This window comes from Variovorax sp. AB1(2024) (assembly GCF_037482385.2).
GTDB lineage: Bacteria > Pseudomonadota > Gammaproteobacteria > Burkholderiales > Burkholderiaceae_C > Variovorax.
In genome coordinates this window covers 3,650,676-3,669,819 of record NZ_JBBHKP020000001.1, presented here as the reverse complement: position 1 = coordinate 3,669,819, position 19,144 = coordinate 3,650,676, and the positions used below count along the sequence as shown (strand labels likewise).

The window sequence follows — 19,144 nt, the reverse complement described above, 5'->3', positions numbered from 1 at the left end:
CTCCTGGCGAATTGCGACCGGCCTCGGGCCTGAGGAGCCTGGACGTCCAACGCGGCGGCAAACCACCGGAAGATGTTGCAGCGCCTGTTGCCCAGCCGCACGAACAGATAGCCGGACTCCGCATTGCCCAGAGCATCCACCGGAATACCGGCGCAGCGCAGCGCCGCCATCTCGTCGTCCGAGGCGATGTCCAAAGGCAGCCTGAGCGTCACCGTAGCCGTGTGCATGAATCTCTTGACCATGGCCAGGCTCAGTGCCTTCCGGTCGAGGCGGCCCGGAACTTCCGGGGGGTCGTGGTTTGCATGTCGAAGTCCTCCTGGACAGCAGTGGCGGGCATTCACGCTAACCATAAAGAAGCACTTGCACCGTTCGCCAGCGCACCGAACGGCCTCCAAAAATGAATAATCGGTGTTCTGTACGCCACCGCACAGACACACGGGACTGCACCGCGGAATCATGTGAACTTTGGAAGGCCACTCCAGTCATGGCATTGCTCCCGCGTTCGTCCTCTCCGCCTGCCGCCACCGCGCGAAATGGCCTGCTGGAAGTCATCCCGCCTGACGTGGTGGCCCGGATGAAGCCTTTCCTGGAACTGGTGCAGTTGAGCCTGGGCGAGGTGCTCTATGAGTCGGGCGCGGTCCAGCAGCACGTGTTCTTTCCGATCGACTGCATCGTCTCGCTGCTGTATGTGCTGGAGAACGGGCAGTCCGCGGAAATCGCCGTGGTCGGCTTCGAGGGCATGGTGGGGGTGTCGCTGCTGATGGGCGGGGGCAGCACGCCCAACCGCGCGGTGGTGCAGAGCGCCGGCCGTGCCTTTCGCCTGGGCGCGAGCCACATCAAAGAGCTGACTGACAAGGGCGGCCCGCTGCTGCACCTGCTGCTGCGCTACACCCAGTCGCTCATCACGCAGATGTCGCAGACGGCCGTATGCAACCGGCACCACTCGCTGGAACAACAGCTGTGCCGGTGGTTGCTGCTCAGCCTGGACCGCCTGCCGGGCAACGAGCTGGTGATGACGCAGGAGCTCATCGCCAACATGCTCGGCGTGCGCCGCGAAGGCGTGACGGAGGCCGCGGGCAAGCTGCAGCGCCTGAACCTGATCAAGTACGCGCGCGGCCACATCACGGTGCTCGACCGCAGCGGGCTGGAGCGGCAGGTGTGCGAGTGCTACGAAGTGGTCAAGCGCGAGACCGACCGGCTGCTGCCCCAGCCGCCGGCCATCTGAGCCTGGGCGCGCGCGTGGGTGCGGCGGCGCACAGAGAGCGGCGCACCGGCAGGCAAGAATGCGTCGGCCGCCGCTTTCCTCGCAGCGCGTGCGCTCCTGGCTCTTTCCTCTCATCGACAGGCAGCTACTTGACATCTGATCCGTCGACCCCCGTGCTCAACCGGCTGCTCCAGGCCTTGCCGCCTTCGGACCGCGCGCGCCTGCTCGCGCGCTGCGACCAGGTGCAGCTGGTGGCCACGCAAGTGCTGTATGAACCGGGTGACGCCATCCGGCACGTTCACTTCCCCACCACCGCCTTCGTGTCGCTGGTGTCCACCGCCGACGGGCACGACGGCCTGCAGACCGGCATGGTGGGCAACGAGGGTGTGCTGGGCTACGAGCTGTCGCTGAACGCGCAGCGCGCGCCGCTGCGCACCCTGGTGCAGGGGGACGGCCTCGCATGGCGGCTCTCGGCGAAATCGTTCGAACAGGAACTGGCGGACAGCACGCCGCTCAGGCGCGTGCTCCACCGGTACGTGTGCGTGCTGCTGGCCGAATTCGGCCGCTCGGGGCTGTGCCATCAGTTCCACCAGATCGAGGAGCGCCTGGCGCGCTGGCTGCTCACCACGCAGGACTGCGCGCATTCGGCGCACCTGGCGCTCACGCACGAGGTGCTGGGGCGCATGCTGGGCGTGCGGCGCGTCGGCATCACCAACGCTGCGACCGCACTGCACACGCGCAGCCTCATCGACTACCGCCGCGGCGTCATCACCATCACCGACCGCCAGGGGCTGGAGAACGCGGCCTGCGACTGCTACCGCGCCAACCGGCGCAGCTATTCGGACCTGATTGCCGCGGGATAGCCGAAGGCCCCGTCGGTCCATTCACTGCGGCTCATCGTCCATGCGCGGCTGCGACTCCCTCGTCAGGGTCTTGGCCAGCAGCCGCAAGGTGCTTGCGCAGGCCGAGGTGGCCTCGGAAAGAACGGCTCCGCGCCGGTAGGCCAGGCCCAGGTCCATCGAGGGCACCGCGCTCGACACCACCGTCCTGCGGATTCGCCCGCCATCGTGAGACCAGGGGCGAAACACCAGGTCGGACAGGATGGTCACGCCCACGTTCTGCGCGACGAGGCTGCGCACGGCCTCGATCGATTTGGTGCGGAACACGACCTTGGGCTCGAGCTTCATCGCGCCCCAGTAGCGGCCCACGGTGTCCACGTGCTCGTCCATGTCCAGCAGCACGAAGGGCAACTGGGCGATCTCCCGCAGCGGCACCGACTTCTGCGCCACCAGCGGATGGTCGAACGAGGTCCACAGGCGGCGCTGCGACTTCAGCAGGTTCTCGCGCCGGATGTCCGATGCGCGAGAGAGGTTCGACACCAGCACCACGGCCAGGTCGAACTCGCCGCTGCGCAGGCCGTCCTCGATCTCGAGCCGGTTGCGCTCCACGGGCTCGAACTCGACCAGCGGCAGTTGCCTGCGCATCGCGCCGATGATCTTCGGCAGCATGTATTCGGACACCGTGTCTGTAATGGCGATCTGCACCCGCCCCTCGACCGAGGACACCGAGTTGCGCGTTTCCTCCACCGCCGCGTCGAGCGTGTGCAGCATGTGCTCCGCGTGCCGAAGAAAGCCCTCGCCCTGCACCGTGAGCCGCAGCCCGTCCGCGTGCCGCGTGAAGAGCTGCACCTTCAGCGTGGACTCGAGGTTCTTGAGCGAAGTGGTCAACGACGGCTGGCTCACATAGCAGCGCTGGGCCGCCCGGGACACCTGGCCCGTGTGCGCGGCAGCCACGAAGTGCTGCAGCTGCTTGATGGTTATCGACATAGATACGTCCTATATCGCTCTATTGAAAATAGATATTATGAATTGTCGATGGTAGTTCCTAACATCCGGGCACCACGCCATGTCAGGCGTGTGACGAGGACGCCGCCCGTTCCATCAGCAGTAGGACGAAAAACCCATGCCATCGACATCGCAGACATCCGCCGGCCCCGGCGCCCGCACTCCCGTACCCCAAGACGCCCCGTCCGATGCGGGGCTGTTGAGCCGCCTGGGCCTGCGCTTCACGGCCTGGGCCGAGCGCTGGTTCCCCGATGCCTTCGTGTTCGCGGCCATCGCCGTGGTGGTGGTCGCGGGCGCCGCTCTGCTGAACGGGTCCAGCCCCCAGGCGGTGGCCAAGTCCTTCGGCGACGGCTTCTGGAGCCTCATTGTTTTCACGATGCAGATGGCGCTGGTGGCCATCGGCGGCTATGTGGTGGCGACCTCGCCGCCGGCCGCGCGGCTCATCCGCAAACTGGCCGCGCTGCCCGTGTCGGGGCGCCAGGCCATCGCGTACGTGGCGGCGATCAGCATGATCCTGTCGCTCTTCAACTGGGGCATTTCGCTGATCTTCAGCGCGCTGTACGTGCGTGCGCTGGCCGGCCGCCTCGACCTGCGCATGGACTACCGCGCCGGCGGCGCGGCCGCCTACCTGGGCATGGGTGCGACCTGGGCGTTGGGTCTCAGTTCGTCGGCGGCGCAGTTGCAGGCCAACGCCAGCAGCCTGCCCAAGAGCATTCTTGACATCACCGGCGTGATTCCGTTCAGCCAGACCATCTTCCTGTGGCAGTCGGTCGTCATGGCGCTGGTGCTGATGGTCGTGTCGGTGGCCATCGCGCTGTGGTCGGCGCCCGACGCGAAGAACGCGGTCACGGCGCAGGACCTGGGCGTGGACCTCACGGAAGCCAGGCCGGCCGTCACCGATTCCGCCACGCGCCGCCCCGGCGAGTGGTTCGAACGCAGCCCGTTGCTCACGCTGCTGCTGTGCGCGCTGGGCTTCGGCTGGCTGGCGCAGGAGTTCATGGCCAAGAGCCCGCTGATCGCGATCTCGGGCCTCAACACCTACAACCTGCTGTTCCTCATGATCGGGCTGCTGCTGCACTGGCGCCCGCGCAGCTTCCTCGACGCGGTGTCGCGTTCGGTGCCGTCGACGGCGGGCGTGATCATCCAGTTTCCGCTGTACGGTGCCATCGCGGCCATGCTGACCGCCGCCAAGGGCGCCGGAGGCATCACGCTGTCGGACCGCATCGCGCACCTGTTCGTGAGCATCTCCAACGTCGACAGCTTCGCGGTGGTGATGGGCGCGTATTCCGCCTTGCTGGGCTTCTTCATTCCCTCGGGAGGCGGCAAGTGGATCATCGAGGCGCCTTACGTCATGCAGGCGGCCAACGACCTGAAGGTGCACCTGGGCTGGGCCGTGCAGGTCTACAACGCGGCCGAGGCGCTGCCCAACCTGATCAACCCGTTCTGGATGCTGCCGCTGCTGGGCGTGCTCTCGCTGAAGGCACGCGACATCGTGGGCTTCACTTTCCTGCAGCTGCTGGTTCACGCACCGCTGGTGCTCTTCATGCTCTGGTTCTTCGGCCGCACGCTGAGCTACGTCGCGCCGGTGATTCCCTGAGCCAGTCGGGTTCCGGATGCAAGTGACGACGACAACCCCGGCAACGCAAACCCGGCAGGGCTACTGCACGCTCTGCCGCTCCCGCTGCGGCACCCTCAACGAGGTGCGCGGCGACATGCTGGTATCGGTACGGCCCGACCCCTCGCACCCTACCGGGCAGGCGATGTGCATGAAGGGCAAGGCCGCGCCCGAGCTGGTGCACAGCCCGCACCGCCTGCGCTACCCGATGCGCCGCACCAGGCCCAAGACCGAAGCGGACCCGGGCTGGGTGCGCATCGGCTGGGACGAGGCGCTGGCCGAGACCGCGCAGCGCCTGGGCGCCATCAAGGCCGAGAGCGGCGCCGAGTCTGTGGTGTTCGCCGTGACCACGCCCAGCGGCACGCCGCTGACGGACAGCATCGACTGGATCGAGCGCTTCGTGCGCCTCTTCGGCAGCCCCAACATCTGCTACGCGACCGAAGTCTGCAACTGGCACAAGGACTTCGCGCACGCCTTCACCTTCGGCTGCGGCATGCCCGCGGCCGACTACGCGCAGGCCGAACTGATCGTGCTGTGGGGCCACAACCCCGCCAACACATGGCTGGCACAGGCCAATGCCATCGGCCGGGGCCGCGCGAACGGGGCGAAGATGGTGGTGATCGATCCGCGCCCCACGGCGCTCGCGCGGCAGGCCGACAGCTGGCTGCCCGTGCGGCCCGGCACCGATGCGGCGCTGGCGCTGGGGCTGATCCACCTGCTGATCGCGGACGCGCGCTTCGACGAAGACTTCGTGCGCGCGTGGACCAATGGCCCGTTGCTGGTGCGCGGCGACAACGGGCACTTCCTGCGCGAGCGTGACCTGTGGCCCGATGCCGAGGGCGACCGCTTCGTGGCGTGGAACGACAGACTGGACTGCGCCGTGCCTTACGACACCGCACAGGCGGCGCAAGCCCAGGACGCAGCCCACTTCCGCCTGCGCGGCGCGGTCGAGATCGACATGGGCGCACAGCGCCTGTCGTGCGCTCCGGCTTTCGAGCTGCTGGCCCAGGGCTGCGCCGCCTATGCGCCGCAGGATGTCGAACGCATCACCGGCGTTGCCGAAGCCTCACTGCATGCGGTCGCCGAACTTTTCGGCACATGCCGCCGCGTGGCCTATCACGCCTGGACCGGCATCGGCCAGCACACCAACGCCACACAGGCCGAACGCGCGGTCGCCACGCTGTATGCGCTGTGCGGCAGCTTCGACCGCATCGGTGCGAACCGCGTTCGTGTCGGTCCGCGCGTCAACGCCGTCAACTCGCTTTCGCTGCTGCACGACGGGCAGCGCGCCAAGGCGCTGGGCCTGGCGGAGCGCCCGATCGGGCCTCCCTCTCACGGCTGGGTGACGGCGCGCGACACCTACCGCGCGATCCTCGAAGGCGAGCCTTACAAGGTGCGCGCGATGATGGCCTTCGGCACCAACCTGCCCGTGTCCCAGGCAGACACCGCGCTCGCACACCGGGCGCTTTCGCAGCTCGAATTCCACGTGCACTGCGACTTGTTCGAGACACCCGCCGCCCGCTACGCCGACATCCTGCTGCCGGTCAACACGCCATGGGAGCGCGAAGGCCTGCGCATCGGCTTCGAGATCGACGACCGCGCGGCCGGCTGGGTGCAGTTGCGCCAGCGCATGGTTGCGCCGCGCGGCGAATCGCGCTCGGACAACGACGTGGTCTTCGAACTGGCCACCCGCCTCGGCATGGGTGACGGCTTCTTCGGCGGCAGCCTCGACGCCGGCTGGAACCACATGCTCGAGCCGCTGGGCCTCACGGTCGACCAGTTGCGCGCGCGGCCCGAAGGCATTGCCTGCGCCATCGACGCGAGCGAGCAGAAGTTCGCCCGCGCCATGCCCACTGGCGTGCGCGGCTTCGACACCCCGACGCGCCGCGTCGAGCTCTATTCCGAAACCCTGCTGCGCCACGGCCAGCCGCCGGTCGCCACCTTCGTCGAACCGTCCGACACGCCGCGCGACGCGAATGCCACGCGCCAGGGCCGCTTCCCCTATGTGCTGAGTTCGGCCAAGAACGGTTTCTATTGCCACAGCCAGCACCGCAGCCTGCCTTCGCTGCGCAAGCGCGCGCCCGATCCGGTGGCCGAACTGAGCCCTGCGCTGGCGGCGGCAAAGGGCATCTTGGAGGGCGACTGGGTGCGCATCCGCACGCGCGTGGGCGAGGCGCGCTTCGTCGCACGCGTCACGCCCCAGTTGGCGGACGACGTCATCGTGGCCGAATTCGGCTGGTGGCAGGGCTGCCCCGAGCTCGACCGCGACAGCCTGCCGATCGAGGGTGCGCTGGGCAGCAACTTCAACGCGCTCATATCCGCCGACAGCTGCGACCCGGTGAGCGGTTCAGTGCCGCATCGCTCCTTTCTCTGCGACATCGAACGCGACCCGGCTACCGGAACGCGGCAGCGCAAGTGGACCGGCTACCGTCCCTTCCGCATCAGCGAGCTGCGGCCCGAGGCAGAGGGCGTGCTGGGCATCCACTTCGAGCCGGCCGACGGCGGCGAGCTGCCCGACTACCGCCCCGGCCAGCACGTCGAGATGCAGCTGCATCTCGACGATGGCACGCAAGTCACGCGGGCCTACTCGCTCACGGGAGCGGCCGAGGTGCCGGGCCGGCGCAGCTACAGCGTGGCCGTGCGTCACCAGCGCGGCCACTCGGCCGAGGGCACGCCGTACGAGGGGCGCGTGTCGAGCCACCTGCATCGCGCGCTGAAGGTCGGCGACACCCTTGCGCTGCGTGCGCCGTCAGGCGGCTTCGTGCTGCCGCGCCGCTCGCCGCAACCGCTGGTCTTCTTTGCGGGCGGCATCGGCATCACGCCCTTCGTCAGCCTGCTCGAATCATTGCCCGATGGCGCTCAGGAGCCTGTCATCTGGCTCTACTACGCCAACCAGAACGGCACGACGCACGCCTTTCGCGAGCGCATTGCGCAGCACCGCGCACGGCTGCCGCAGTTGCGGGTCATCGACCACTACAACGCGGCACAGCCGCAGGAGCGCATGGGCATCGACTACCAGTCGGACCGCTACATCGACGCGAGCGTGGTGGACGATGCGCTGATCGCACAGCGCGCCCGCTTCTACATGTGCGGCCCGCCCGCCATGATGGACGCCGTGACCGCCGGACTGGTGGCGCGGGGCGTTCCGCGCTTCGACATCTTCAGCGAGGTATTCCGCTCGCCAGCCGTGCCGCCCACCGATGGCGACCAGTGCTTCACGGTCAGTTTCGCGCGCTCGGGCCATGCCCCCGTGACATGGACGCCCAGGCAGGGCACGCTGTTGAACTTTGGCGAATCGCTCGGCCTGCGGATGGCCAGCGGCTGCCGCGTGGGCCAGTGCGAGAGCTGCGCCGTGCGCCTGTTGGCAGGCAAGGTCCGCCACCTGCACGGCAGCGAGCCTGAAGACCCGTCCACGTGCCTGACCTGCCAGGCCGTCCCCCTCGAAGACGTGGTGCTCGATGCATGACTGCAGGCACTTCCTTCCACTCGATTCCATCCGCAACCTCATGAAAATCATCGATACGGAAAGCACCCGCCGTGCCCTGCCCTTCGACCGCCTGATTCCCGCACTTCGGGAAATGTTCGTTGCCGGCTGCGAGGTGCCTTTGCGGCACACGCATTCGCTCCAGGCCGATGCGGAAGGCCCGCCCCGCACCGTGCTGGTCATGCCGGCTTGGCAGCATGACCGCTACCTGGGCATCAAGACCGTGACCATCTTCCCGGGCAACGCACAGCGCGGCCTGCCAGGGCTTTTCTCGACCTATGTGCTGTACGACGCAAGCACGGGCCAGCCGCTGGCGCAGATCGACGGCAACGAGATCACTTCACGGCGCACCGCCGCGGCATCGGCACTGGCCGCGTCCTATCTCGCACCCGCCGATGCGCGCAGCCTGCTGGTCGTGGGCTGCGGGCGTGTCGGCAGTCTCATTCCCGACGCATACCGGGTCGTGCGCCCCATCGAACGCGTCGTGGTGTGGGACCGCGACGAATCTGCGTCGAAGGCGCTCGCTGCGCGGCTGTGCGCGCAGGACATCGAGGCGAGCGTCGCGCCTGACCTGGCCAAGGCGGTAAACGAAGTCGACGTCGTGAGCTGTGCCACGCTCGCCACGCAGCCGCTGGTGCAGGGTGCGTGGCTGCGGCCGCGCAGCCACCTCGACCTGATCGGCAGCTTCACGCCGCAAATGCGTGAAGCCGACGATGCCTGCTTTGCGGGTGCACGAGTTTTTGTCGATACGCAGGAAGCGTTGCAGAAGAGCGGCGAACTGCTCGGGCCCATGTCGCGCGGCGTGCTCGCCGCCGCGGATGTGGCCGGGGAACTGGCCGATCTTGCCGCGGGCAGGATTCAGGGGCGAGCCGAGGGCGACGGGCGGACGGTCTTCAAGGCTGTCGGTACCGCGCTGGAAGACTTGGCTGCCGCGGTGCTGATCTACGAAGCTTCCGATTCGAACTGAGGCACTTGGCGTCGCCTCGCTCCAAAGCCTCTTCAGCCCTCGGCGACGCGCATGTCGTACTCGCGCAGCATCACGGGCTCCATCGCGCCCTGGGCCAGCCGCCGGCGCACTGCCGCTTCTATCTCCGGCACATGCCGCCCGAAGGTCTCAAGCGAATCGGCGCCCTCCGCGGCGCCGAAGTGGTAGCGCAGCGCCTCCCGGCCGATGCTCGCGCTGACGTGGTTGCCGCCTTCCACCCCCACCCAGAAGCGGACGGTGCCGGAGGCATCATGGAAGTAGGGAGCGTCGGACATCTTGGGGGGCCTTTCTTGCGGGCAGTCATGGCGCAAGGGCTGCCGGAGCAAGCCGAGGCGTGGCGCACTGTGGCAGGTACGCGGCCTCCGGTCTGTGCGGTAGCGCTCCGAAGTGCCGGTTTCGGCGAGGCCGGCGGCGCTCAGGCCTTGCCGTGCTGGTTCGGGTTGGTCTTGTGCTGTTCGGGCTTGTGCTGCGGCTGCCCTTGCTGCTGTTGCTTGCCCGGCTGGGTCTGGTCCTGCTGCTTTTGGGGCTGCTGGGCGGGCTTCTTGTCTTGGTCTGTCTGGTTGGACATGGCGGTTTCCTGTGGCGCAGACGATGTTGACTGCCCATGCATTCAGCGCCGCGAGGGGTCCATGCCTGTAGGCGCTTGCCGGCCCTTGCGGTAGGCAAGCGCGAAGAACTCACCAAGAGTGCGGCAACAGCGCCAGCACCGCGGCCGCCTGCAGCCGGCGCATGGCGCGCACAGGCAAATAGCCGTGCGGAGCGCGCCGCGCCAGGGCGTGCGGCGAGCTCGCGGGAATGCGCCAGGCCTTGGCCGTCAGGTCGAGAACACGCCGCGCCTGGGCGGCCGGGGAAACATGGTGGGTGCGCAATTGCATGGGGCAAGGAATCGAATGAGAGCCTGTGTTCGATTCTGCAAAGCGCACCGGCTTTTGCCAAAGACGGATTCCAAGTTTCCTGATGCGGTCCTCGATTGGAGACGACCCCGCCTCAGGCGAAATCCGTCGACGGCTTTTCCCAGAGGTTCACACCGCCCTCCACCGCGTACTTGTCGATCTCGGCCAGTTCATCGGCGCTCAGCGGTGCGTGAGCGAGCGCCGCCACGTTGTCGACGATCTGCTCGGGCCGGCTCGCGCCGATCAGCGCCGAGCTCACGCGCGGGTCGCGCAGGGTCCATGTCAATGCGAGCTGGGCCAGGCTCTGGCCGCGGCGCCTGGCGATCTCGTTGAGCGCGCGCGCACGCTCGACGTTGGCCTGCGACAGGTGCTCCTGCTTGAGCGAGCCGCCGCCCGGGCGGTTGATGCGCGCATCGTCCGGAATGCCGTTGAGGTATTTGTCGGTCAGCAGGCCCTGTGCCAGCGGCGTGAATGCGATGACGCCCGCGCCCAGTTCGTCGGTGGCGTTCAGCAGGTCTTTCTCGATCCAGCGGTTGAACAGGTTGTAGGCCGGCTGATGGATCAGCAGCGGCACCTTCCATTCGCGCAGCAGTGCCGCGATCTCGCGCGTCTTGCCCGCGGAGTACGAAGAAATGCCGATGTACAGCGCCTTGCCCTGCTGCACGGCCTGGGCCAGCGCGGAGGCGGTTTCTTCCAATGGCGTGTCGGGGTCGAAGCGATGCGAATAGAAGATGTCGACGTAGTCCAGGCCGAGGCGCTGCAGGCTCTGGTCGAGGCTGGCGAGCACGTATTTGCGCGATCCGCCGCCCTTGCCGTAGGGGCCGGGCCACATGTCCCAGCCGGCCTTGCTGGAGATGATGAGTTCGTCGCGGTAGTGCTTGAAATCTTCGCGCAGGATGCGGCCGAAGTTGGTCTCCGCGCTGCCGTAGGGCGGGCCGTAGTTGTTGGCCAGGTCGAAGTGGTTGATGCCCAGGTCGAAGGCGGTGCGCAGCAGCTGGCGCTGCGTGGCGATGGAGGTGGTGTCTCCGAAGTTGTGCCAGAGACCGAGCGAGATGGCGGGCAGCACGAGCCCGCTGCGGCCGACGCGGCGGTAGGGAAGCGCGTCATAGCGATGGGGAGCGGCGAGGTAGGTCATGGGGATTCCACGCGATGGATGAACGATGAAGACGGGCGCGCCCTCAGGGAGGCGCACCGCGCAACGATACTGCGGCGGGCGCCTTCGTGCCGGTAGGCGGTTTGCCCGATCTGCCGGCTCAGGCCTCGGGCGCGCGCCACTGCGCGAGTGCGAAGTCGCGGCTCACGAGGTTCTCGGCCAGCAGGAATTTCTTGACCTCGTCGAGCAGCGCCAGTCCTTCGGCCGGGTACGCGGCCTCGGGAAACTGCGACAGCGGATGCGAGACCCTGACGACGTCCAGCGGGAAGCCGCTGACCTCGGCATGAAAGGCGTAATAGGCCGCGCTGTCGCGCCGGATCTCCTGCAGCGCGGTGCGGCGTGCGCGGGTCCATGCGGCGGGCACGCCCGGCGCGGCGGCAAGCAGCTTGCTGGAGGCCACGATCACCGACGTGCCGCGCAGGGTCGGATGCTGCTCGGCCTCGTCGATCACCGGATAGCCGCGCGAGGCCAGCAGCGGCCCCACGTCGATCTGCGCCGCGAATGCCGCGATGGAGCCCTGGTCGAGCGCCGCCTCGCCGTCGCGCGGGAACATGTGGATCACCTTGACAGACTTCTGCAGCCCGTGTTCCTTGAGCAGGCCCAGCACATAGCGGTGCATGTAGGAGCCGCGCGCCACGCCGATGGACTTGCCATCGAGTTCCTTCACGCTGCGCACGCCGTTGCGCGGCGTGAGCAGCCACACGTTCATGCCGACTGCGTCGAAGCCGATGAGCTGGCTCTCCAGCCCGCGCGATCGCGCCACGATGGCGGGCGTGTCGCCGTAGATGCCCACATCGAGCGCTCCCGCGATGAAGGCCTCGTTGAGATCGGGCCCGTTCGGAAAGTTGCGCGTGGTCACGTCGGTGAAGCCCAGTGCCGCGAGTTCGCGCTGCAGATGGCCCTGGCGCAATGCCCAGCCGGTGGCATTCGCGGGCTTCTTGCCCGGGCCGATGTAGCCCAGGCGAAGCACCTGGCCGCTGCCCTGGGCAATGGAGAAAAGTGGCAAGGCGCTGGCGCCCGCCGCGGCAATGGCGCCGCGCAGCAACCTGCGGCGGCCTGACTGGTCGGTCATCGAAAACTCGCAAGAAGGAAAGAAAAAGGTGGCTCAGTGCGCGCGGCGCAGCAGTTCGAAGCTCGCGTCGGCGGAGGCGGTCGACTCGCGTCCCCTGCCCCATCCGATGGCGCTGCGGTAGCTGCCCATGAGGGACTCGGCCGCGGCGCCGCGCTCTTCGGCGGTGGCGCCCCGGTCGGCAATCGGCGCGACGTACAGCGCGTCTTCCGGGCAGTAGAGCTCGCACATGAAGCAGGTCTGGCAGTCGTCCTGGCGCGCGATGCGCGGCGGCGCGCCGGGCACGGCCTCGAACACGTTGGTCGGGCAGGCATTCACGCAGATGTTGCAGGCGGTGCAGCGCTCGGCACTCACGACTTCGATCATGCGGAAACCTCCTGCACGGCCTGGCGCTGGACCCATACCTCGTCGAGCCCGCCGCTGAGCAGGCGATGGCGCTGCGCGGGGTCGATCACGCCATGTTCGCGGCGCCGGTGCATGCCGCGCGTTTCGGTGCGCTGCAGCGCGCTGCGGTACATCCAGCGCGAGGTGGCCAGCATGGCCGCGGCCTCGCGTGCGCGCACCGCCTCGGTGGCGGTGGCGGCGGGCGCGCTGGTGCGCAGCCGCGCCCAGAGGGCATCGAGCCGGCCGAGCGAGTCGCGCAATGCGTCGCCTTCGCGGAACCAGTTGCGCTCGTAGGGAAAGACTTCGGCCTGCACCGCGCGTACCACCTCCGCGCTGTCGAACTGCGAGGCGCCGCGCGTGGCCAGCGCGACGCCGCCAGCGCGCAACGCGGTGCGCTGCGCCAGCCCGGCGCGTGCATCGCGACCGAAAACCGCCGCGCCCGCGCCGGCCCAGAAGCCGGACGACAGCGCCCAGGCCGCGTTGTGGCTGCCGCCGCCGGTGAAGCCGCCGCAGATCAGCTCGCGCGTGGCCGCGTCGCCGGCTGCATAGAGGCCGGGCACCGAGGTCGCGCAGGAGTCGTCGACCAGGTGCAGCCCGCCCGTGCCGCGCACCGTGCCTTCGAGCCGGAGCGTCACGGGAAAGTGCTGGCTGAACGGGTCGATGCCTTGCCGGTCGAACGACACGAAGAAGTTGGGCTGCGCGGTGCGCATCCAGGCGCGGATCTGCGCGTCGGCGCGGTCGAGGCAGGCGAACACCGGCTGCGACTGCAGCGTCTGCGCGATCACGCCGCGCCCCTTCGACGAACCCGCGCCCTCGATGGCCACGCCGTCGGCCGTGTAGAAGGTCGCCCAGTTGTAGAAGAGCGATTTCGTGACCGACGAAAACGCCGGCCCCAACCCGTAGGCGTTGGAGAACTCCATGCCCGACAGCGCGGCGCCGGCCTCGGCGGCCATCAACTGGCCGTCGCCGGTGAGCACGTTGCAGCCCAGCGCACGGCTCAGGAATGCACAGCCGCCGGTAGCGATGACCACCGCCCCGGTGCGCGCCACCCAGGTGTCGCCGGTCTGGCGGTTCACGCCGGTGGCACCGCAGACGGTGCCGTGCTCGTCCACCAGCAGTTCCAGGGCCGGGCTGTGGTCGAGAATGCGCGCGCCCGATTCCTTCACCCGCTTGCGCATCAGCCGCATGTATTCGGGCCCCTGCAGCGAGGTGCAGCGCAGCGTGCCCTGGTCGTCGGCCGGGAACGGATAGCCCCAGTCCTTGAGGCGTTCGACGTTGTCCCAGGTCTGCGCGAGCACGCGGTCCATCCACGCATGCTCGGCCAGCTGCCCGCCCATGGCATAGCGGCTGGCCTTGGCCTCCTCGCGCGCCTTGCCGTCCGGCGACACATGCCAGAGCCCGGTGCCCGAAGGCGCGGTGGCGCCAGAGGTGCCGCAAAAGCCCTTGTCGGCCAGCAGCACGCGCGCGCCCTGCGCCGCCGCGCTCACCGCGGCCCAGGCACCGGCCGGGCCGCCACCGATCACCAGCACGTCGGCATGATGCTGGATGGCCCCGTCGGCGCCCGACAGAGCCTGCCTCTCGAAATCTCTCGCGCCCATGGTCTCTCGCCCCGCAAATGCAAAGGCGTGACCGTATCAACGGGGGGCGCGGGAGACAAAGAAGGAAAGCGCGCATCGATATGCGGCAGCCGGGGATGGGCAGAATGCCGCCACCGCCTCCGCAACACCCACCGGGACACGGCCGCCATGAACATCACGTTTTCGACACCCACCGACGAAGAGCTCCGCTCCGGTGAACTCGGCCGCAAGCTGCGCCATTTCAACTACGGCTTCGTCGGCGAGTACCCCGAGCAGCAATACGTGCGCATCAATGCGCGGGACGAGTCCGGCCGGCTGGTTGGCGGCCTGCGCGCCTATGTGTTTCTGTATTGGCTTGACATCGAGGTGCTGTTCGTCGAGGAAGACATGCGCGGCACCGGCCTGGGCAGCCGGCTGCTGGCCGACGCCGAGCGCCAAGGCATTGCGCTGGGCGCTAAGAACGCGAAGCTGGGCACCTTCGAGTGGCAGGCGCGCGGCTTCTACCTGAAGCACGGCTACGAGGACTACGCCCGCATCGACGACTACGCGCCGGGCTACTACCTGCAGCTCATGCGCAAGCGGCTGATGGCCGCACCCGCCTGAGCCGCCCCGGCCCTGGAGCTACTTCGGCGCGGGCTTGCCGGCCCCGATCGCGTGGCTCTCCAGCCCTTCCTTGGGCAGCAGCAATGCCAGCGCGACCACGCCCAGGCTCACGACCAGCATCGTCACGAAGGTCAGGTGCAGCGAGCCGCCCAGCGCCAAGCGGATGCCCGCGTCCGTTGCGGCCGTGCCGTGCGAGCCCTGCAGGAGCAGGCGCAGCTGGTCGTCGGTGAAGGCCATGGCGCCATCGCCGCGCGTGAGGCCGAAGTTGAAGACCGCCCCGAAGAAGGTCGCGCCCAGCGCGCTGCCGAGGTTGCGCGAGAACACGTTCGACGCCGTGGCCACGCCGCGCTGCGCCACGTCCACCGCTTCCTGGATGAGGATGAGCGAAGCCAGGCTCATCACGCCCATGCCCAGCCCCATGATGAAGGAGCCGACCGCCGCCAGCAGCGGCGTGCTGTTGGCCGACAGCAGCGCGAACGCCGCCGTGCCCACCGGAATGAGCGCCCCGCCGATCAGCACCATGCGCCACAGGCCGATGCGGTGGAAGGTGCGCGAGGTAAGCGTCGCGCCGATGGGCCAGCCCAGCATCACCATGGTGAGCGTGAGCCCTGCGGTGACCGACGAGCGCTGCAGCACCACCTGCACATACATCGGCAGGAAGGTGGTGATGCCGATCAGCACCATGCCGCCCAGCATGGCCGCGCCGTTCACTGTGGCGATGATGCGGGCGCCCCAAAGCTTGAGCGACACCATCGGGTCGGCGGCGCGGCGCTCCTGCATGACGAACAGCACCAGCGTGACGGCGAACACCGCCGTCCACAGCACCGCGCTGCCGGTGTCGCCGATGCCGAAGTCGGTCAGCGCGATCATCAGCGCCGCGATGCCGATGGTGAACAGCACCGCGCCCACGATGTCGATGGACGAGCGCCGCACGGTCGGCGCCTCGTGCAGGTAGAGCCAGAAACCCGCGGCGGCGGCCAGCCCGATGGGCACGTTGACCCAGAAGATCCAGGCCCACGACAGCTTCTGCACGATGAGCGCGCCGATCATCGGCCCCACCACCGCCGACACCGCCCACACGCTGGCCAGGTAGCCCTGCACCTTGCCGCGCTCGCGCGCCGGGTACAGGTCGCCCACGATGGTGAGCGACACGGGCTGGATGGCGCCGGCGCCGATGCCCTGGATCAGCCGGAAGCAGATCATGGCGGGCATCGACCACGCGAAGCCCGCCAGCACCGAGCCAATGACGAACACCGCGATGCCCACGAACATGATGGGCTTGCGCCCGTACAGGTCGGAGAGCTTGCCGAACACCACCGTCATCGCGGTCTGCGCCAGCAGGAAGGATGCGAACACCCAGCTGTACAGGTGCAGGCCGCCCAGCTCCGAGGCGATCTGCGGCATCACGGTGGAAACGATGGTCGCTTCGATGGCCACCATGGCCATGGAAGCCATGATCGACGCGATGACCAGGGGGCGTCTTGTTGTTCTTGATGGAGATGTCATGAGCGGTGGATGCTATAGACGGCACGAGCCCCTGTCCGCTGCTCAAGCTCTCAGGGCCGCATCACGGGCGCGTGCCGCGCCATCAGCTCGGCCACCCAGTCGATGAAGACGCGCAGCTTGGCGCTGACATGCCGGTTGGGCGGAAACGCCAGGTACAGCGGCATCGGGTCGAGACGCCAGTCCTGGAAGAGCGGCACGAGTTCGCCGCTGGCCAGGTGCCCATCGGCCATGTAGTCCGGCAGCCAGAGCACGCCCAGCCCGGCCAGGCCGGCCGCGAGGTAGGCATTGCCGTCGTCGACCGAGAGCACGTAGCGGCCCTGCACCTCGATGCGCTCGTCGCCTTCTTCGCGATGCATCGCATACGGAAAAGTCTTGCCGTCGCGCGACCACAGGAAGCCCACGATGCGGTGATGCGTGTCTTCCAGCTCGCGCGGATGCGCCGGCATGCCGGCACGTTCCAGGTAGGCCGGCGCTGCATACACGCCGAGCCGCAGGTCGCCCACGCGGCGCGCCATCAGCGACCGGTCGGCGAGTTCACCGCCGCGTACCACGCAGTCCACGTTCTCGCCGATCAGGTCCACCATGCGGTCGCTCACGCCCATGTCGAACTGGATGTCGGGGTAGCGCGCATGAAAGGCCGGCAGCGCCGGCACCAGGATCATGCGTGCCAGCGGGCTGGGCACGTCCACCCGCAGCCGGCCCCTTGGCGATGCCGAGGCGTCCGACAGGCTGGTCTCGGCATCGTCCATGTCGGCCAGCAGGCGCACCACGCGCTCGTAGTAGGCCGCGCCGTCGGCCGTGACGTTGACCTTGCGCGTGGTGCGGTTGAGCAGCTTCACGCGCAGCCGCGCTTCGAGCTGCTGCACCAGTTGCGTGACGGTGGTCTTGCTCATGTGCAGCGTGTCGGCCGCCCTGGTGAAGCTGCCTGCTTCCACCACGCGGGCGAACGCCTGCATCGAATCGAAACGGTCCATGTGCGCTGCTCCTGTCGGATCCGGGATTGTTTGGGTTTACCAAACAGTGATTGTTGGTCTTGCCCGTTTATCGGAACGGCGGGGCTGCCTAAAGTCCCTTCATCGTCATCACTCACAGCAGGAAGAAAGCAACCCATGGCCCAACGCGACGTCGTTTTCCCGCCCGGGCGCCAGGCGCTCTATGAAAAGAACCGCTATTCGCCGGCGGTGCGCGCCAACGGCTTCCTGTTCGTCTCCGGGCAGGTGGGCAGCCGCGAGGACGGCTCGCCCGAGCCGGAGTTGGAGGCGCAGGTGCACCGCGCCTTCGGCAACCTGAACGCTGTGTTGGCGGCCGCGGGCTGCACCTTCGACGACGTGGTCGACGTGACCGTCTTCATCGTCGCCCCCGAAAAGAACTTCGAGAAAATCTGGAAACTGGTGCCCCAATACTGGGGCGAAGCGCCCCACCCCACGCTGACGGGCATCGGCGTGACCTGGCTCTACGGCTTCCAGTTCGAGATCAAGGTGATCGCTCAGCTCCCGGCGCTCAGTGCCGAGGTGTTGTCGTAGATGTAGCGCCGCGACCAGGGCAGCGTCTTCGCCGCCCTGCCCGCCTTGCGCCCGACGATCTGGTAGATCGCCACGTCGTCGTTCTCGAAGGCATAGGCGCAGCCCGCAAGGTAGACGCGCCAGATGCGGAATTTTTCTTCGTCGACCAGTTCGCGGGCTTTGGCTGCGTTGGCCTCGTAGGCGTCGCTCCAGCAGCGCAGCGTCTGCGCGTAATGGCGGCGCAGGTTCTCGACGTCGAAGGCCTCGAGCCCGCCCTGTTGCATGGCCTGCAGCGCGAGGCTGATGTGCGGCAGCTCGCCGTTCGGGAACACGTAGCGGTCGATGAAGTCGCCGCCGCCATAAGACACGCCACCGCCCTCCGGGTCCGACGAGGTGATGCCGTGGTTCATGACCACGCCGTCGTCGGCCAGCAGCTGCTGCACGCGCTTGAAGTAATCGGGCAGGTTCTTGCGGCCCACGTGCTCGAACATGCCGACGCTGGTGATGCGGTCGAACTGGCCGGTCACGTCGCGGTAGTCCTGCAGGCGGATCTCGATGCGGTCTTCCAGGCCCGCGGCCTTCACGCGCTCATTGGCCAGGTCGAACTGGTTCTGCGACAGCGTCACGCCCACGCAGCGCGCGCCGAACTTCTGCGCCGCGCGGATCACCAGCGCGCCCCAGCCGCAGCCGATGTCCAGCAGGGTCTGGCCCGGCTTGAGCTGGATCTTGGTGAGGATGTGGTCGATCTTCTTGAGCTGCGCGGTCGCGAGGTCTTCGTCGCCGTTCTCGAAGTAGGCGCATGAATACACCATGTTCGGGTCGAGCCACAGCTGGTAGAAGGCGTTCGACACGTCGTAGTGGTACTGGATCGACTTCCTGTCCGACGACTTGGTGTGCGTGAAGTAGCGCGCCATGTTCTGCAGCGCGCCGCCGGGCTTGTCGATGGAGGTCCTGGCGAGCCCGTAGGCGATGTCGATGACGTCGCTGAGCTTGCCCTCGATGTCGATCTTGCTCTTGACGTAGGCCTCGCCGAGGTTGTCGAGCGTGGGCTGCAGCATCAGCGACAGCGCGGCGGGCGACTTGACGTGCAGCGTGACCGCGGGCCCGCTGAAGTTGCCGAAGTCGAAGGACTGTCCGTCCCACAAGGTGAGCCGCGCCGGCAGGTTGGCGCGTGCGCGGACACCGGCGCTCCACTGCGCCAGCTTCTTTTCCCAAAGCATGCATTTCTCCGTGTTGTTGGGTTCCCCCGTTCGAATGAGCGGGTTGCTGCAGCGGCCAGAACAATAGCGAAATCTCGTAAATCCTGCATGGTCGTGACGACGCAA

At 67.9% G+C, this 19,144-nt stretch carries 18 protein-coding genes; 7 read left to right on the top strand and 11 right to left on the bottom strand.

All coding sequences use genetic code 11. The features are described from left to right. Positions 1 to 484 precede the first annotated feature (484 nt). A complete protein-coding gene (locus tag WIX39_RS17185) occupies positions 485 to 1,225 on the top strand; it encodes a Crp/Fnr family transcriptional regulator (RefSeq protein WP_106934548.1) in 741 nt (246 codons plus the stop codon). 128 nt (positions 1,226 to 1,353) lie between these two features. Continuing rightward, entirely contained in the window at positions 1,354 to 2,067 is a 714-nt protein-coding gene (locus tag WIX39_RS17180; protein WP_106934549.1) for a Crp/Fnr family transcriptional regulator, read from the top strand. 21 nt (positions 2,068 to 2,088) lie between these two features. Here the strand turns inward: WIX39_RS17180 and WIX39_RS17175 are convergent, their stop codons facing one another. Further along, entirely contained in the window at positions 2,089 to 3,030 is a 942-nt protein-coding gene (locus WIX39_RS17175; protein ID WP_081271585.1) for a LysR family transcriptional regulator, read from the bottom strand. A 136-nt stretch (positions 3,031 to 3,166) separates the two neighbouring features. Here WIX39_RS17175 and WIX39_RS17170 point away from each other — a divergent pair, with 136 nt between their 5' ends. The 3 genes from WIX39_RS17170 to WIX39_RS17160 are packed head-to-tail and all read left to right on the top strand — an operon-like array spanning position 3,167 to position 9,114. Beyond that, on the top strand, positions 3,167 to 4,645 hold the full coding sequence (locus WIX39_RS17170) for a short-chain fatty acid transporter (RefSeq protein ID WP_234382591.1): 1,479 nt from the start codon (positions 3,167 to 3,169) through the stop codon (positions 4,643 to 4,645). Positions 4,646 to 4,661: 16 nt separating this feature from the next. Continuing rightward, positions 4,662 to 8,129, top strand: a complete 3,468-nt coding sequence (locus tag WIX39_RS17165; protein WP_409195457.1) for a molybdopterin-dependent oxidoreductase — start codon at positions 4,662 to 4,664, stop codon at positions 8,127 to 8,129. Between the two features lie 40 nt (positions 8,130 to 8,169). Continuing rightward, entirely contained in the window at positions 8,170 to 9,114 is a 945-nt protein-coding gene (locus WIX39_RS17160; protein ID WP_106934551.1) for an ornithine cyclodeaminase family protein, read from the top strand. Positions 9,115 to 9,146: 32 nt separating this feature from the next. Here the strand turns inward: WIX39_RS17160 and WIX39_RS17155 are convergent, their stop codons facing one another. The 7 genes from WIX39_RS17155 to WIX39_RS17125 form a co-directional block, all read right to left on the bottom strand. Then, positions 9,147 to 9,407: a DUF1488 family protein gene (locus WIX39_RS17155; RefSeq protein WP_106934552.1), complete on the bottom strand. Its 261-nt coding sequence runs from the start codon at positions 9,405 to 9,407 to the stop codon at positions 9,147 to 9,149. A 140-nt stretch (positions 9,408 to 9,547) separates the two neighbouring features. Beyond that, entirely contained in the window at positions 9,548 to 9,700 is a 153-nt protein-coding gene (locus WIX39_RS17150; RefSeq protein ID WP_159053605.1) for a hypothetical protein, read from the bottom strand. 109 nt (positions 9,701 to 9,809) lie between these two features. Next, positions 9,810 to 10,007 carry a hypothetical protein gene (locus tag WIX39_RS17145; protein WP_081271589.1) on the bottom strand — a complete coding sequence of 66 codons (198 nt, stop codon included), beginning with the start codon at positions 10,005 to 10,007 and terminating at the stop codon, positions 9,810 to 9,812. 112 nt (positions 10,008 to 10,119) lie between these two features. Then, a complete protein-coding gene (gene mgrA / locus WIX39_RS17140; RefSeq protein ID WP_106934553.1) occupies positions 10,120 to 11,160 on the bottom strand; it encodes an L-glyceraldehyde 3-phosphate reductase in 1,041 nt (346 codons plus the stop codon). Positions 11,161 to 11,278: 118 nt separating this feature from the next. Next, positions 11,279 to 12,250 carry an ABC transporter substrate-binding protein gene (locus WIX39_RS17135; protein WP_106934554.1) on the bottom strand — a complete coding sequence of 324 codons (972 nt, stop codon included), beginning with the start codon at positions 12,248 to 12,250 and terminating at the stop codon, positions 11,279 to 11,281. Positions 12,251 to 12,283: 33 nt separating this feature from the next. Beyond that, on the bottom strand, positions 12,284 to 12,613 hold the full coding sequence (locus tag WIX39_RS17130; protein ID WP_081271592.1) for a 4Fe-4S dicluster domain-containing protein: 330 nt from the start codon (positions 12,611 to 12,613) through the stop codon (positions 12,284 to 12,286). After that, entirely contained in the window at positions 12,610 to 14,229 is a 1,620-nt protein-coding gene (locus tag WIX39_RS17125; RefSeq protein ID WP_285410378.1) for an FAD-binding protein, read from the bottom strand. The genes WIX39_RS17130 and WIX39_RS17125 overlap by 4 nt, the downstream gene beginning before the upstream one ends. 147 nt (positions 14,230 to 14,376) lie before the next feature. On the opposite strand from WIX39_RS17125, the gene WIX39_RS17120 reads away from it, so the two are divergent. Further along, a complete protein-coding gene (locus WIX39_RS17120; protein WP_106934556.1) occupies positions 14,377 to 14,811 on the top strand; it encodes a GNAT family N-acetyltransferase in 435 nt (144 codons plus the stop codon). Positions 14,812 to 14,829: 18 nt separating this feature from the next. Here WIX39_RS17120 and WIX39_RS17115 read toward each other — a convergent pair whose 3' ends face one another. Together WIX39_RS17115 and WIX39_RS17110 are read right to left on the bottom strand one after the other, a co-directional pair. Continuing rightward, positions 14,830 to 16,317 carry an MDR family MFS transporter gene (locus WIX39_RS17115; protein WP_106934557.1) on the bottom strand — a complete coding sequence of 496 codons (1,488 nt, stop codon included), beginning with the start codon at positions 16,315 to 16,317 and terminating at the stop codon, positions 14,830 to 14,832. Positions 16,318 to 16,367: 50 nt separating this feature from the next. Continuing rightward, positions 16,368 to 17,291, bottom strand: a complete 924-nt coding sequence (locus WIX39_RS17110) for a LysR family transcriptional regulator (RefSeq protein WP_106934558.1) — start codon at positions 17,289 to 17,291, stop codon at positions 16,368 to 16,370. A gap of 135 nt (positions 17,292 to 17,426) precedes the next feature. On the opposite strand from WIX39_RS17110, the gene WIX39_RS17105 reads away from it, so the two are divergent. Further along, positions 17,427 to 17,840, top strand: coding sequence for a RidA family protein (locus tag WIX39_RS17105; protein WP_106934559.1), 414 nt, complete (start codon positions 17,427 to 17,429; stop codon positions 17,838 to 17,840). Here WIX39_RS17105 and WIX39_RS17100 read toward each other — a convergent pair. After that, a complete protein-coding gene (locus WIX39_RS17100; protein WP_106934560.1) occupies positions 17,804 to 19,039 on the bottom strand; it encodes an SAM-dependent methyltransferase in 1,236 nt (411 codons plus the stop codon). The genes WIX39_RS17105 and WIX39_RS17100 overlap by 37 nt on opposite strands. Positions 19,040 to 19,144: the final 105 nt, after the last annotated feature.